Genomic DNA, 14,294 nt, shown 5'->3' with positions numbered 1-14,294 from the left:
TTGAGTTTGGTTTAGGCCACAATTAAGAATCAAAAAAAGCTATGGCATTTAAAAAGAATAGAAAACTTAACAACGACTTTAACAAAGTCACTATTAGCTTGGCTTCTCCGGAATCTATCCTTGAGTCTTCTCATGGAGAGGTTACACAACCGGAAACCATTAACTATAGAACCTACAAGCCTGAAATGGGTGGTTTATTCTGTGAAAGAATATTCGGACCTGTAAAGGACTGGGAATGTCATTGTGGGAAGTATAAAAGAATTAGATATAAAGGTATCATCTGTGACAGATGTGGTGTTGAAGTAACCGAGAAGAAGGTTAGAAGAGAGAGAATGGGACACATCGAATTGGTGGTTCCTGTTGCACACATTTGGTACTTTAAGTCACTTCCCAATAAAATAGGATACCTTCTTGGTTTACCGACTAAGAAATTGGATCAGATTATCTACTATGAGAGATATGCTGTAATCCAACCAGGTATCAAGGAAGAAGAAGGTATTAGCTACATGGACTTCTTAACAGAAGACGAGTACCTAGACATTCTTGACAAACTTCCTCGCGAGAATCAAATGCTTGATGATGATGATCCGGAAAAGTTCATCGCTAAAATGGGTGCTGAAGCACTCGAAATGTTATTAGCGAGACTTAATTTGGATGAGATGTCATACGCTTTGCGTCACCAAGCAGCTACTGATACTTCTCAGCAAAGAAAAGCAGAAGCTTTGAAACGTTTGAGAGTTGTTGAAGCATTCCGTGATGCAAAAACTAGAATCGAAAATCGTCCTGAGTGGATGGTTATCAAGATGGTGCCAGTTATTCCACCAGAATTGAGACCATTGGTTCCTCTTGATGGTGGTAGATTCGCAACATCAGATTTAAATGATCTTTACAGACGTGTGATCATCAGAAATAACCGTTTGAAGAGATTGATCGATATTAAAGCTCCTGAAGTGATTCTTAGAAATGAGAAACGTATGCTTCAAGAAGCTGTTGACTCACTATTTGATAACTCAAGAAAAGTTAACGCAGTACGTTCGGATGGAAACCGTGCATTGAAGTCTTTGAGTGATATGCTTAAAGGTAAGCAAGGTAGATTCCGTCAGAACCTATTAGGTAAGAGGGTTGATTACTCTGGTCGTTCAGTGATCGTAGTAGGTCCTGAATTGAAACTGCACGAGTGTGGTTTGCCTAAGAATATGGCTGCTGAGCTTTTCAAACCTTTCATTATCAGAAAACTGATTGAAAGAGGTATTGTAAAGACAGTGAAGTCTGCAAAGAAAATTGTTGACAGAAAAGATCCAGTAGTTTGGGATATCCTTGAAAATGTATTGAAAGGACATCCAGTACTATTGAACAGAGCTCCTACACTTCACAGATTAGGTATCCAGGCCTTCCAGCCGAAACTAATTGAAGGTAAGGCAATCCAATTGCACCCATTAGTATGTACAGCATTTAATGCTGACTTTGATGGTGACCAAATGGCTGTTCACGTACCACTAGGGCAAGATGCAGTAATGGAAGCAAGTATGCTTATGCTTTCTTCGCACAACATTTTGAACCCTGCCAATGGTGCACCGGTAACAGTACCATCTCAAGACATGGTATTGGGACTTTACTATGTGACCAAGGGTAGAAGATCTACTGACGATCATAAAGTAGCTGGAGAAGGAATGCGTTTCTACTCTTCTGAAGAAGTATTGATTGCAATGAATGAAGGTGTACTTTCTAAGCACGCTTACATTCATGTGAAGACTATGGTTCGTGAAAACGAAGAATTAGTTGAAAAAGTAATTGAGACAGTAGCGGGTAGAGTATTATTCAACGAAAGTGTTCCTGAAGAAGTAGGTTATGTAAATGAACTACTTACTAAGAAGAAACTTCAAAAGATTATTCAGAGTGTAGTGACTATTTGCGGTATCGCAAAGACTGCTCAGTTCTTGGATGATATTAAGGAGCTTGGTTTCCAGATGGCTTATAAAGGTGGTCTGTCAATGGGATTGAATGATATTCACATTCCAGATGTAAAAGATGAATTAGTGCAGAGTGCTAAAGAGGAAGTTGATGCTGTATGGCAAAACTACTTGATGGGACTTATCACTGATAATGAAAGATACAATCAGGTAATTGATATTTGGACACGTGTAAATACACGTTTGACCAACGGATTGATGCAAGAGATGGAAGAAGACAATCAAGGCTTCAACTCTATCTTTATGATGATGCACTCAGGAGCTCGTGGTTCTAGAGAGCAGATCCGTCAGTTAGGTGGTATGAGAGGTTTGATGGCTAAGCCACAAAAGAACCTTGCAGGTTCTGTGGGAGCTATTATTGAGAACCCAATTCTTTCAAACTTTAAAGAAGGTTTGGATGTATTGGAGTACTTTATCTCTACTCACGGTGCACGTAAGGGTCTTGCTGATACAGCATTGAAAACTGCGGATGCAGGTTACCTAACAAGACGTCTTGTTGATGTTGCACAGGATTGTGTGATCAACGAAGAAGATTGTGGTACACTAAGAGGGCTTACAGTTTCAGCGTTGAAAGACAATGAAGAAGTAGTTGAGCCATTATCTGAGAGAATTTTGGGTAGAGTATCTGTACATGATATCTACGATCCAATCTCTGAAGAACTAATTGTTGCTTCTGGAGAAGAGATCACTGAGAAGATTGCTGAGCAAATTGATGAAACAGCAATTGATGATGTTGAAATCAGATCTGTATTGACTTGCGAAACTAAGAGAGGTGTTTGTGCTAAGTGTTATGGTAGAAACTTATCTACCAATAAGATGGTACAAAAAGGTGAGGCAGTTGGTGTAATTGCAGCACAGTCAATTGGTGAACCAGGTACACAACTTACATTAAGAACCTTCCACGTTGGGGGTACTGCTTCAAACATTGCAGTAGACGCCACAGTGAAAGCTAAGTTTGCAGGTGTAATTGCCTTTGAAGAATTGAGATCATTGCCTACTACAGACAATGATGGCAATAAGATAAATATCGTGATGGGTAGAACTGGTGAAATCCAGATTATTGATCCGAAAACGAAAAAAGTACTTATCTCTAACCACGTACCTTACGGTGCCATCCTTGAAGTGAAGGAAGGACAAAAGGTAGAGAAAGACGATCAGCTTTGTAAGTGGGATCCGTATAACGCGGTTATCCTTTCAGAATTTGACGGTACTATCGAGTTTGATGCTATCGAAGAAGGTGTGACTTACAAAGAAGAGTTTGATGAGCAAACTGGTCACAGAGAGAAAGTAATCACAGATACAAAAGATAAGGCGAAGAACCCAGCAGTGGTAGTAAACGCTAAGTCTGAGTCTAAAGCTTATAACATTCCAGTAGGAGCTCACTTAGCCGTAGATGCAGGTGATAAAGTGAAAATTGGACAGCCATTGGCTAAGATTCCAAGAACAATGGGTAAATCAAGGGATATCACAGGTGGTCTTCCAAGAGTAACTGAATTGTTCGAAGCACGTAATCCATCGAATCCGGCAGTAGTGTCAGAAATTGATGGTGTGGTGACTTACGGAGGTATCAAGAGAGGTAACCGTGAAATCTTCATCGAATCTAAAGATGGTGTGAAGAAGAAATACATGGTGCCATTGTCTAAGCACATCTTGGTACAAGACAATGACTTTGTAAGAGCTGGATACCAGTTGTCTGATGGAGCGACTACTCCAAATGACATCTTGAATATTCAAGGACCAACTGCAGTTCAGGAATACTTAGTGAACGAGATTCAGGAAGTATACCGACTTCAGGGTGTGAAAATCAACGATAAGCACATTGAAGCGATTGTGAAGCAGATGATGCAGAAAGTTGAGATCATGGATGCTGGTGATACACAATTCCTTCCAGGTCAGGTGGTAGACAAATTCTTCTTCAGAGAAGAGAATGATGCTATGCTTGATATGAAAGTAGTGACTGAAGCAGGCGAGTCTGAGAACTTGAAGCCAGGTCAAATTGTATCTCCAAGAGAGCTTAGAGATGAAAACTCAAGCTTGAGAAGAAAGGATATGAAGTTAGTGGAAGTTAGAGATGCACAACCTGCAGTTTCTAAACCAAAACTTCAAGGAATTACTCAAGCATCATTGGGTACAGAAAGCTTTATTTCTGCTGCATCTTTCCAAGAGACCACTAAAGTATTGAGTGAAGCTTCTATCAGAGGTAAAGCAGATACACTGAATGGTTTGAAGGAAAATGTGATCGTAGGTCACTTGATTCCAGCAGGTACAGGTATGAGAGAGTATGATGATCTAATCGTAGGTAACCAAGCGGAATATGACAAGCTTGTTGCCGCAAGAGAGGCTTATCAGACACAATCAGAAGAAGAAAGCGTAGAACTATAAGCAAATGGCTGAGCAGAACGAGCAAGAAAATCAGAACCAACTGAACATTGAACTTTCGGAAGAAATTGCGGAAGGACAATATGTGAACCTGGCAATGATCGCTCATTCGAACAGTGAATTTGTGATCGACTTTATTAAAATGATGCCTGGGGTTCCTAAGGCAAAAGTGAAGTCGAGAATAGTAATTACGCCTGAGCACGCCAAGCGTTTGCTATTTGCACTAAAGGATAATATCGACAAGTTCGAAAATAACTTTGGACCAATTAAGCAAAGCGAGGAGCCACCGAAATTCCCAATGAATTTTGGAGGTACTGTTGGCGAGGCTTAGCTAAGAATAAATATCATGAATTAGAAGGGTTGCTTCGGCAGCCCTTTTTTATTGTAAAGGCCCAAAGGTCTATACCTTAGAAGCCCTCGAAATGAGCGACATTTTATTTGAGATGTGGTGTTTGTTTCGAAAACTTCTTTTGCTACCTTTGCAGTCCGAAATTTTAACTAGGAATTAATAAATCTAAAGAATTGTAAATGCCTACTATAAACCAACTAGTACGTAAGGGCAGAAAGAAATTGACTTCAAAGTCAAAATCTCCAGCATTAGATAGCTGCCCACAAAGAAGAGGTGTTTGTACAAGGGTGTATACGACTACTCCAAAGAAACCTAACTCAGCTATGAGAAAAGTAGCAAGGGTAAGGTTGACTAATGGAAAAGAAGTTAACGCATATATCCCAGGTGAAGGTCACAACCTTCAAGAACACTCAATTGTATTGATCAGAGGAGGTAGAGTAAAAGACCTTCCAGGTGTGAGATATCACATCATCCGTGGTGCACTTGATACTGCAGGAGTAAGTGGTCGTCTTCAGAGAAGATCAAAGTATGGTGCTAAGAGACCAAAAGACAAAAAATAGACAATTAATAAGTAATGAGAAAAGCTAAACCAAAGAAGAGATATATTCTTCCCGATCCTAAGTTCCATGATACTTTGGTGACAAAGTTTGTGAACTACCTAATGGTCGATGGAAAGAAGAGTATTGCCTACAATGCATTCTACAAAGCAATTGCTTTGGTAGAGGAGCGCACTGGTGAGAATGGTCTTGAAACTTGGAAGAAAGCATTGAGTAACATCATGCCGTCAGTCGAAGTGAAGAGTAGAAGAGTAGGTGGTGCTACTTTTCAAGTGCCTATCGAGGTAAGACCAGGTCGTAAGACATCACTTGGCATCAAATGGATGATCATGTTCGCGCGTAAGCGTGGTGAGAAAACCATGACTGAAAAACTAGCTGGAGAAATAATTGCCGGTTCAAAGGGTGAGGGTGCTGCCGTTAAGAAGAAAGACGATACTCACAGAATGGCAGACGCAAACAAAGCATTTTCACACTTTAGATTTTAATTCCTAAACTAAAATGGCAAGAGATTTAAAATTGACTCGGAACATTGGTATTGCTGCCCACATTGATGCGGGTAAGACAACTACCACCGAGCGTATTCTATATTATACAGGTGTATCTCACAAAATAGGTGAAGTACATGATGGTGCCGCTACCATGGACTGGATGGAGCAGGAGCAAGAAAGAGGTATTACAATTACTTCTGCAGCTACTACTGTTTTCTGGCCCTATAAAGACAACGAATATCATATCAATATTATCGATACTCCTGGTCACGTTGACTTCACAGTTGAAGTAAACAGATCTTTAAGGGTACTTGATGGTTTGGTTTTCTTGTTCTCAGCTGTAGATGGTGTTGAGCCTCAGTCTGAAACTAACTGGAGACTTGCAGACAACTATAAAGTTGCCCGTATCGGATTCGTTAACAAAATGGACCGTGCAGGTGCAGACTTCTTAATGGTTTGTGGTCAGGTAAAGGAAATGCTAGGTACTAAAGCTGTGCCTTTGCAATTACCTATCGGTGCAGAAGAAGGATTTAGAGGAGTTGTTGACTTGGTTGAAAACAAAGCGATCGTTTGGAACGAGGCTGATCAAGGAATGACTTTCGAAGAGATTGATATCCCTGCGGATATGGTCGATGAGGTTGCTGAGTACAGAGAAGGTCTTCTGGAAGCAATTGCTGAGTATGACGATTCTTTGTTGGAGAAATTCTTCGAAGATCCTGATTCAATTACTAAGGACGAGATTCTTGCGGCCTTAAGACAAGCAACTATCAACTTGGACTTTGTTCCAATGATGTGTGGTTCTGCTTTCAAAAATAAAGGTGTTCAAACGCTTCTTGACTATGTGATGGAATTACTTCCATCTCCTATGGACAGAGATAATATTGTTGGAACAAATCCTGATACTGAAGAAGAGACTACTAGAAAACCTTCTCCAGATGAGCCTTTCGCTGCATTAGCATTTAAAATTGCTACTGACCCATTTGTAGGTCGTCTTTGCTTCGTAAGGTCTTACTCAGGAATGTTAGACTCTGGTTCTTATGTATATAATACCAGGACTAACAAGAAAGAGCGTATCTCTAGAATCTTCCAAATGCATGCTAACAAGCAGAATGCTATTGATAGCCTTCATGCAGGAGATATTGCAGCGGTTGTTGGATTTAAGGATATCAAAACGGGAGATACTCTATGTGATGAGAAACACAAAGTTGTTTTCGAATCAATGGACTTCCCTGATCCAGTAATTGGATACGCTATTGAGCCTAAAACTCAGGCGGATGTTGATAAGCTAGGTATGGCCATTGCCAAACTAGTGGAAGAAGATCCAACGCTAAGAGTACATACAGATGAAGAAACTGGTCAGACGATCTTGAGAGGAATGGGTGAGCTTCACCTTGACATTATCATGGATCGTATGAGAAGAGAATTCAAGGTTGAGGTGAACCAAGGTGCACCACAGGTAGCTTACAAAGAATCTATCAACTCACTAGTTGATCACAAAGAGGTTTATAAGAAGCAATCAGGTGGTAAAGGTAAGTTTGCTGATATCGTATTCGAACTTGGTCCACAAGACGAGGATTACGAAAAAGAAGGACTTCAATTCGTGAATGCAATTACAGGTGGTGTTATTCCAAGAGAATTCATTCCTGCAATTGAAAAAGGTTTTGCATCGGCTATGGCCAATGGTCCTTTAGCTGGCTATCCTCTAGAAAGAATGAAGGTGAAATTATATCACGGATCTTTCCATGATGTGGATTCAGATTCTCTCTCTTTCGAATTGGCTGCTCGACTTGGTTTCAAAGAAGCTGCTAGAAAAGCTACTCCTAAATTGATGGAGCCAATTATGGCTGTTGATGTGGTAACTCCTGACGAGTATACTGGTAGTATTACTGGTGACTTGAACAGAAGAAGAGGTATCATGAAAGGAATGGATACTAAGGGTACTTCTACTGTAGTTAAGGCAGATGTGCCACTTTCAGAACTTTTCGGTTATGTAACTGACTTGAGAACAATGTCTTCAGGTAGAGCTACTGCTTCATTGACATTTGCTCACTATGAAGCCGTACCGAATAACATTGCCGAAGAGGTGATCAAAAAATCAAAAGGAGAATAAGCTGTAAATTTTACTATAATGACACAGAAGATTAGAATTAAATTAAAGTCATACGATCACAACTTGGTGGATAAGTCATCAGAGAAGATTGTGAGAGCAGTAAAAACTACTGGAGCTGTAGTGAGTGGTCCTATTCCATTGCCAACAGTGAAAGAGAAATTTACAGTGTTGAAATCACCACACGTGAACAAGAAAGCTCGTGAGCAATTCCAGCTTTGTACTTACAAAAGATTAGTAGATATCTACTCTTCAAGTGCTAAGACTGTTGATGCCCTTATGAAGCTTGAATTGCCTTCAGGTGTTGATGTAGAAATCAAGGTTTAATAGAACCTAAAATCATAAATGGAAAGGCTCACTGAAAAGTGAGCCTTTTTTGTTGTCAATGAGGTTAAAGTTCATTATATTATTTAATAAATAAATAAATATAATTACTATGAAAAATATAATTTATGTAAAAAAATTGAGTTTAACTGTAGTAGCTACGCTCATAATTTTAATTAGCAATGTCACTCAGGGGCAAACTGGAAACCAAAGCTGTGAGGCAGGGGGAGAAATGTGGGTGTGTGGTAGAAATCAGATATTACAAGCACATTCTGATTGGAACAGCAATTGTGACGGGCCGGTTATATGCGGTGCTGTTCTTAGAACTATTATTGACGTATGCTCACCCGATGAAACGACTTCTGAAATTCTAGGTGGTGGTCCTGGTTGTTTTAATCGTATCTAGTGTTTACCGTAAGTTTTCTGGGTTCTATAAAAGGAGCGTTGTTTGTTTTTATAGTTCTTTTTTTTGGCTCTTGCAGTAATCAACGTGCTCACCTATCTGATTCAATTGAAACGGATACTATATTGATTGAATTACCAAAGAGTACTTCATCAACTTTGAGCAGGCCTGCTTTGATTGAAGTTGAGGGGGTGGAATACTTGATTTTCTATAATCGGCTGGATCATAGTTTGTCTCTCATCAATCTTTCAAAAAGGAAGTATGTAAAGAAAATTGATCTTACTAGGGAGGGACCGAATTTCATATCTGATGTGAGAAGCATGACATTTCTGACTGAGAGTGTTGTATTAGTTGAGAGCCATAACTATCTAACAAAAATAAACATTGAAGGAACTGTTCTGCAGCGGTTATCGATTAATAGCCAAAGCCGAGACATGAATGGACTAGATCAGGGTGTTTTCGAACTTAGAGGAAATCAATACACAGGACTTCAGTACTCTCCGTCTGACAGTTCTATTGTGATGGAGATAAATTCTTTGGAGAGGGTGCAGCCACAAAAATATAGGGGAAGCAAGCTAGCTAAAGTGTATCTTGATAAAAGGCTTATCGTTCCTCTTGATATAGGTTTTCCGTTAGATTACTCTAGACTGGATGGAGACTACGGGGCTATGGGAGGTATAGGTTATTATCGGAAGGGCCAAGATATAGTGTATAATTTCGAAATGTCGTCCGATGTTTTTCTAAGTACTAATAAGACGGGGTATAAGTTAGAAAGTGCTTATACTCAAAATTTCGCCCAGCCAATCAAGGACTTTTCTTCAGGGTTTAATATGTCTAGGGTTGAGCACCAAATAAAGTCATTAACATTCTATCCAGTAATATTTGACCCAAACAGGAAGTTATACTATCGTTTACATAGAGGTGAAGTCCTAAGTGTAGATGATGATCCGGTCTTTTACTTAATTTTTTCTGATTCGAATTTTGAAAAGGTAAGGGAAATTCAATTTCCTCAGAATTATTATATCTACCCTATTGTTTCACGCGAAGGTTTGATGTTTGTTGCTTTTAATAAACACGATGACAAACTCGAATTGTTGAGCTATAAGTTCGAACCTTATGAAAAATAAGAAGGTTAATTGCTCCTGGTGTTTTTACCTACTATTTATTGTAGTATTTCTTAATTCTTGTAGCCAGGAGGATTTAAGCATTGGAATGGGAGTTTTTCATTTCTCACCTGATCAGTCAAGTTCGATTAAGGTTTACGAAAGCACAGAATTAAAAAGTTCTTTATATGATGTAAGGGCTCAATTCAGTGATGGTCAAGGCAGGCTTTACCTTTCTTCTCGTGCCCGAGACTTAATGGACTTCAGACCTCTCCGTTACGGACAGCTAAGAGGTTTTATGACCTTAAGAGTAATTAAGATAAATGGAAATAAGTTAAAGGTCATTGTTAATGAAGATACCCTGGAGGAGGGCTGGATATACGGTACTGAGAAGGACGTTGAGGGTTGGGAAGATTTTCTTTACTCCGTTCATCATTTAATTAGTCTTGACAATAGAATTTATAAATCACCTAGTGGGTCATCGAAATCTACCAGTGTATCTTCTAACGATTGTCTTAATTTAATGGATATTCAAGGTGATTGGATAAAAGTCCGTCATGACCTGTCTAAGTGTAATGACCCAAGAGTGAATTCTTCCGGTCCTGCTGGCTTTATCAGGTGGAAAAAAGCAGGGAAAGTCCTCATAAACTTCAGAATGTGAGCTTTCAGAATTGGGCTGAAAATATTAGTCCTTTTTTTAATTAGACGTCTTGTAACAAAATATTAAATCCCTATCTTTGCAGTCCGTTTCGCGGGAGCACTGTATTTATGGTGCTTAAAATGAATTGAAAGATGTCTGGAATTATCGGAAAAAAAGTCGGAATGACTAGCGTATACAGTGCCGATGGACGTAATGTCGCATGCACAGTGATAGAGGCTGGTCCTTGTGTGATAACGCAAGTAAAAAATGAGGAAACAGACGGATACCAAGCTGTTCAATTAGCTTATGGAGAGCGTAAGGAGAAAAATACTCCCAATGCGTTGAAAGGCCACTTTAAAAAGGCCAATACAACTCCAAAGCAAAAGGTAGTTGAGTTTCGAGATTTCCGTGAGGAATTTGAAGGAATGGTAGAGTTGGGTAACCAGATCACTGTCGGAGATGTATTCAAAGAAGGTGATTTTGTTGACGCTATCGGAACCTCAAAAGGTAAAGGATTTCAGGGTGTAGTAAAGAGACACGGCTTCGCTGGTGTTGGACAAGCTACGCACGGTCAACATAATAGGTTGAGAGCTCCTGGTTCTATCGGTGGTGCTTCATATCCTGCAAGAGTATTTAAAGGTACTCGTATGGCAGGTAGAATGGGTAACGATCGAGTAACTGTTATTAACCTTGAAGTAATGAAGGTTGTACCTGAGAAGAATCTTATTGTAGTGAGCGGGTCTGTACCTGGCGCTAAGAATTCAATCGTAGTACTAGAGAAATAAGAAGATGGAGATTGCAGTATTAAAAAACAGCGGAGAAGATACAGGAAGAAAGGTGAGCCTTTCTGATGATATCTTTGCGATCGAGCCAAACGATCACGCGATCTACCTAGATGTGAAACAATACCTAGCTAACCAACGCCAGGGTACTCACAAGTCGAAGGAAAGAGCAGAGATCTCTGGTTCTACTAGAAAGATAAAGAAGCAAAAGGGAACTGGTACCGCCAGAGCTGGTAGTATCAAGTCACCTATTTTCAGAGGTGGAGGTCGTGTATTCGGTCCAAGACCAAGAAACTATGGTTTTAAGTTGAATAAGAAACTTAAGGCTTTAGCGAGAAAATCAGCATTGGCTTATAAAGCCAAGGATAATAGCCTAATGGTTTTGGAAGACTTCTCTTTCGATGCTCCAAAAACTAAGGATTTTGTAAATGTTTTGAATAGCCTTTCTGTTGCCGACAAGAAAACACTCTTCGTGGTTTCTAATGAGGACAAGAACGTAGTCATTTCAGGACGTAACTTACAAAACACTAAGGTGATCACTGCAGACACATTAAGTACATACGATGTATTGAATGCAGATAGCTTGTTGATCAGCGAGAGTTCAGTTGAGAAAATAGAAAACCTACTAAAGTAAGCGACATGAGTATTTTAAAGAAGCCTTTAGTAACGGAGAAAGTATCAGAGCTTAATGAGAGCGGCAAGTACGGCTTCATCGTAGATGAGGACGCCAACAAGGTCGAGATCAAGAAAGCTGTTGAAGATATGTACGGTGTTACAGTAGAAAATGTAAACACTATGAGATATCAAGGCAAAATGAAGTCTAGATACACTAAGTCCAGAATCATTTCTGGTAGAAAGAATTCATTCAAGAAAGCCATCGTAACTGTTGCTGATGGTGAAGTAATTGACTTTTACAGCGGCATTTAATTAGAGAGCAATGGGCGTTAAGAAACTAAGACCAATGACACCAGGAACCAGGCACAGAATTGCGCCTGATTTCGCAGATGTAACTACGGCAACTCCTGAGAAGTCGTTGTTAGCTCCTCTTAAGAGATCTGGTGGTAGAAATAACAGCGGTAAAATGACCATGCGCTACATGGGTGGTGGTCATAAGAGGAAGTTGAGAATTGTCGACTTCAAAAGAGAAAAGTTTGATGTACCAGCAACTGTAAAAAGTGTTGAGTATGATCCATCAAGATCAGCAAGGGTAGCTTTGTTATTCTATGCTGATGGAGAGAAAAGATACATCATTGCTCCTACAGGTTTACAAGTTGGACAGACAGTAGTGTCTGGAGAGAATGTAGCTCCTGAAGTAGGCAATGCACTACCACTAGCTAAGATTCCATTGGGTACAATTGTACACAATGTAGAGTTCAAGCCAGGTAAAGGTGCAGCTATGGCGAGAAGTGCAGGTTCTTATGTGCAGCTTGTTGCTAGAGAAGGAAAGTATGCGACTCTTAAATTGCCTTCAGGCGAAATGAGAAACATTCTTACTGCTTGTATGGCGACTATCGGGTCTGTTGGTAATGCAGAGCATATGAACGTAAGACTTGGTAAAGCTGGCCGCAAGAGATGGTTAGGTAGAAGACCAAGAGTAAGAGGCGTTGTGATGAACCCTGTCGATCACCCAATGGGCGGTGGAGAAGGTAAATCTTCTGGAGGTCACCCAAGATCTAGAAATGGTATTTTTGCCAAAGGTCAGAAGACACGTACTCCTCAGAAGTACTCGAACAAATTGATAATTGGTAAAAAGAAGAAATAATCAACAATGGCACGTTCATTAAAAAAAGGACCTTATATCGATTTCAGACTTGAAAACAAAGTCGATGCTATGAATAACTCTGGCAAGAAATCAGTGATCAAAACATGGTCCAGAAGATCAATGGTCTCCCCTGATTTTGTTGGTCATACCTTCGCTGTACACAACGGAAACAAATTCATCCCTGTCTTTGTAACTGAAAACATGGTAGGTCACAAATTCGGAGAATTTGCACCAACTAGAAATTTCAGAGGTCACATTGCTAAAAAGGATAAGAGAAGATAATGGAAGCAATAGCAAAACTAAATAATGTACCTACCTCAGCTCGTAAGATGAGAATGGTTGCTGATATGATCAGAGGCCAGCAGGTAAACAGAGCATTGAACATGTTGAAGTTCGAGGCTAAAGAAGGTGCTGCAAGACTTGAAAAACTGTTGCTTTCCGCTATTGCCAACTGGCAAGCTAAAAACGAAGATGAGAGACTTGAAGATGCAGATCTTTATATCAAAGAAATCAGAGTAGATGGTGGCCGTATGCTGAAGAGATTGAGACCTGCTCCACAAGGTAGAGCTCATAGAATCAGAAAGAGATCTAATCATGTGACTATGGTCATCGCTTCTAAGAACGATACCAACGTTACCGCTGAAGTAGTAGAAGAAGTAAATAACGAAACTGATAAATAACAGATGGGACAGAAAGTAAATCCTATTGGGTTCAGGTTAGGTGTCGTAAGAGGTTGGGATTCCAATTGGTACGGTGGCAAAGACTTCCCAAATAAATTAGTGGAAGATCAAGAGATTCGAAAGTATATAGAGGCTCGTATTCCAAAGGGAGGAATCTCTAAGGTAATCATTGAGAGAACTATCAAGAGAATCACTATCACGGTACACACTGCCAGACCAGGTGTTGTTATTGGTAAAGGTGGTCAGGAAGTTGATCGTATTAAGGAAGAGCTTAAAAAATTGACTGGCAAAGATGTTCAGATCAATATCTTCGAGATTAAACGCCCTGAACTAGATGCAAAGTTGGTAGGTGAGTCAATCGCTCAACAACTGAAAGCAAGAATTTCATATAGAAGAGCCATGAAGCAAGCAATTGCTTCCGCTGTAAGAGTTGGTGCTCAAGGAATCAAAATCAAATGTTCTGGTAGATTAGGTGGTGCTGAAATGGCACGTACTGAAATGTACAAGGATGGTAGAATTCCTTTGCATACACTAAGAGCTGATATCGATTATGCTATTTCTGAGGCAGATACTGTTTACGGAAAGATCGGAATCAAAGTATGGATCTTCAAAGGTGAGGTATTCGGTAAAAGGGACCTTTCTCCTAATGTAGGCGCCAGCAATCAAATGGGTGGCGACAGAGATAGAAGAGGCGGAGGAGCAAGAAGGCCTAATAGAAACAAGAAGAAGTAATCACCTTTTTAAACAAGA

16 protein-coding genes are annotated in these 14,294 nt (G+C 39.9%); all 16 read left to right on the top strand.

Going from position 1 to position 14,294, the window contains the following annotated elements; translation table 11 throughout:
• Nucleotides 1–41 precede the first annotated feature (41 nt).
• Complete coding sequence (gene rpoC, locus J4E76_RS16635; RefSeq protein WP_208505919.1) at nt 42–4,352, top strand: DNA-directed RNA polymerase subunit beta'; 4,311 nt, start codon at nt 42–44, stop codon at nt 4,350–4,352.
• 4 nt (nt 4,353–4,356) lie between these two features.
• Complete coding sequence (locus J4E76_RS16630) at nt 4,357–4,680, top strand: DUF3467 domain-containing protein (protein WP_208505918.1); 324 nt, start codon at nt 4,357–4,359, stop codon at nt 4,678–4,680.
• Nucleotides 4,681–4,877: 197 nt separating this feature from the next.
• On the top strand, nt 4,878–5,258 hold the full coding sequence (gene rpsL, locus J4E76_RS16625; RefSeq protein ID WP_069843994.1) for a 30S ribosomal protein S12: 381 nt from the start codon (nt 4,878–4,880) through the stop codon (nt 5,256–5,258).
• A gap of 14 nt (nt 5,259–5,272) precedes the next feature.
• The gene (gene rpsG, locus J4E76_RS16620) at nt 5,273–5,740 is read left to right on the top strand and encodes a 30S ribosomal protein S7 (protein ID WP_208505917.1); all 468 of its coding nucleotides are present in this window, start codon (nt 5,273–5,275) and stop codon (nt 5,738–5,740) included.
• 13 nt (nt 5,741–5,753) lie between these two features.
• The gene (gene fusA, locus J4E76_RS16615) at nt 5,754–7,853 is read left to right on the top strand and encodes an elongation factor G (RefSeq protein ID WP_208505916.1); all 2,100 of its coding nucleotides are present in this window, start codon (nt 5,754–5,756) and stop codon (nt 7,851–7,853) included.
• A gap of 18 nt (nt 7,854–7,871) precedes the next feature.
• Nucleotides 7,872–8,177 (top strand): 30S ribosomal protein S10, encoded by a 306-nt coding sequence (gene rpsJ, locus J4E76_RS16610; RefSeq protein WP_069835034.1) that lies wholly within the window; start codon nt 7,872–7,874, stop codon nt 8,175–8,177.
• A 109-nt stretch (nt 8,178–8,286) separates the two neighbouring features.
• Nucleotides 8,287–8,580, top strand: a complete 294-nt coding sequence (locus J4E76_RS16605; RefSeq protein ID WP_208505915.1) for a hypothetical protein — start codon at nt 8,287–8,289, stop codon at nt 8,578–8,580.
• Between the two features lie 122 nt (nt 8,581–8,702).
• Nucleotides 8,703–9,704 (top strand): DUF4221 family protein, encoded by a 1,002-nt coding sequence (locus J4E76_RS16600; protein ID WP_236017522.1) that lies wholly within the window; start codon nt 8,703–8,705, stop codon nt 9,702–9,704.
• Nucleotides 9,694–10,341 carry a hypothetical protein gene (locus tag J4E76_RS16595; protein WP_208505913.1) on the top strand — a complete coding sequence of 216 codons (648 nt, stop codon included), beginning with the start codon at nt 9,694–9,696 and terminating at the stop codon, nt 10,339–10,341. Before J4E76_RS16600 ends, J4E76_RS16595 begins: the two co-directional genes overlap by 11 nt.
• A 131-nt stretch (nt 10,342–10,472) precedes the next feature.
• The gene (gene rplC, locus J4E76_RS16590; protein ID WP_208505912.1) at nt 10,473–11,105 is read left to right on the top strand and encodes a 50S ribosomal protein L3; all 633 of its coding nucleotides are present in this window, start codon (nt 10,473–10,475) and stop codon (nt 11,103–11,105) included.
• 4 nt (nt 11,106–11,109) lie between these two features.
• Nucleotides 11,110–11,736: a 50S ribosomal protein L4 gene (gene rplD, locus J4E76_RS16585; RefSeq protein WP_208505911.1), complete on the top strand. Its 627-nt coding sequence runs from the start codon at nt 11,110–11,112 to the stop codon at nt 11,734–11,736.
• A 5-nt stretch (nt 11,737–11,741) separates the two neighbouring features.
• Complete coding sequence (gene rplW / locus J4E76_RS16580; protein WP_208505910.1) at nt 11,742–12,029, top strand: 50S ribosomal protein L23; 288 nt, start codon at nt 11,742–11,744, stop codon at nt 12,027–12,029.
• 10 nt (nt 12,030–12,039) lie between these two features.
• Nucleotides 12,040–12,864: a 50S ribosomal protein L2 gene (rplB, locus tag J4E76_RS16575; RefSeq protein WP_208505909.1), complete on the top strand. Its 825-nt coding sequence runs from the start codon at nt 12,040–12,042 to the stop codon at nt 12,862–12,864.
• A gap of 6 nt (nt 12,865–12,870) precedes the next feature.
• The gene (gene rpsS, locus J4E76_RS16570; protein WP_208505908.1) at nt 12,871–13,146 is read left to right on the top strand and encodes a 30S ribosomal protein S19; all 276 of its coding nucleotides are present in this window, start codon (nt 12,871–12,873) and stop codon (nt 13,144–13,146) included.
• A complete protein-coding gene (gene rplV / locus J4E76_RS16565) occupies nt 13,146–13,544 on the top strand; it encodes a 50S ribosomal protein L22 (RefSeq protein WP_208505907.1) in 399 nt (132 codons plus the stop codon). The genes rpsS and rplV overlap by 1 nt, the downstream gene beginning before the upstream one ends.
• Nucleotides 13,545–13,547: 3 nt before the next feature.
• Nucleotides 13,548–14,276 carry a 30S ribosomal protein S3 gene (gene rpsC / locus J4E76_RS16560; protein WP_208505906.1) on the top strand — a complete coding sequence of 243 codons (729 nt, stop codon included), beginning with the start codon at nt 13,548–13,550 and terminating at the stop codon, nt 14,274–14,276.
• Nucleotides 14,277–14,294 lie beyond the last annotated feature (18 nt).

Origin of the sequence: Roseivirga sp. E12 (assembly GCF_017592825.1) — a bacterium.
In the GTDB taxonomy this organism is placed as follows: Bacteria; Bacteroidota; Bacteroidia; order Cytophagales; family Cyclobacteriaceae; genus Roseivirga.
The sequence above is the reverse complement of the archived record's forward strand: the minus strand, read 5'-3'. Positions and strand labels throughout refer to the sequence as shown.